The sequence below is a fragment of the Microvirga arabica genome, assembly GCF_016811235.1.
Classification (GTDB): Bacteria; Pseudomonadota; Alphaproteobacteria; order Rhizobiales; family Beijerinckiaceae; genus Microvirga; species Microvirga arabica.
Genome location: NZ_JAFBID010000217.1, coordinates 1 through 819, shown reverse-complemented (window position 1 = coordinate 819; position 819 = coordinate 1). Strand labels below are relative to the sequence as shown.

Here is an 819-nt window from a genome sequence, read left to right as displayed (position 1 = left end):
CTAAGGTCTGTGGGGATTCACATGAGGTTGGGCTTATGATTCAAGCTCTTGATGGATCGCTATGTCTTGACGGACGCCCAATGGGCGAAGATGGAGCCGCATTGTCTGGGTAAGCCAACCGACCCCGGACGCAGCGGCAGCGACAACCGCCGCTTCATCGAGGCGGTGCTGTGGATCGTGCGAACCGGCTCGCCATGGCGCGACCTGCCGGCACATTTCGGGAACTGGAGCACGGCGTTTCGCCGCTTCAGCGACTGGCGCAAGGCCGATGTGTTCGTGAAGCTCTTCCAGGCCTGCTCGGATGAACCCGACCTGGAATACGCGATGGTCGACGCCACCATCGTCAAGGTCCACCGCCACGGACAAGGCGCAAAAGGGGGACTGAGAGCCAGGCCATAGGCCGCTCCAAGGGTGGCATGACCACCAAGATCCTCGCGTTGACCGACGGGCTCGGCAATCTTGTGCGCTTCGAGCTCCTGCCCGGCCATCGCTTCGACACGGTCGGTGTCGCGCCGCTGATCGAAGGGGTCGATTTCGGCGGTCTCATTGCCGATAAGGCCTTCGACAGCGATACCATCGTGGCCGATCTCAATGCGCGCGGTGCCAAGATCGTCATCTCTCAGCACCCAAGACGCGCAAGACCCCTGCCGCTCGACCGCGAACTCTACCAATGGCGGCATCTCATCGAAAATTTCTTCTGCAAGCTCAAGGAGTTCAAGCGCATTGCCATGAGAGCCGACAAGACCGACCAAAGCTTCTCCGCAATGATCTATCTCGCCGCCGCCGTCATCAATTCACGATGAATCCCCACAAGCCTTA

Annotated in this window: 1 protein-coding gene; it reads left to right on the top strand. The window is 60.1% G+C overall.

The features are described from left to right. The first annotated feature begins 51 nt into the window (after positions 1-51). Positions 52-803 (top strand): IS5 family transposase gene (locus JQC81_RS32565; RefSeq protein ID WP_203275885.1). Its coding sequence is split into 2 segments (ribosomal slippage): positions 52-382 and positions 382-803, totalling 753 coding nucleotides; the frame shifts between segments, so codons are not numbered across the junction. The last annotated feature ends 16 nt before the right edge of the window (positions 804-819 follow it).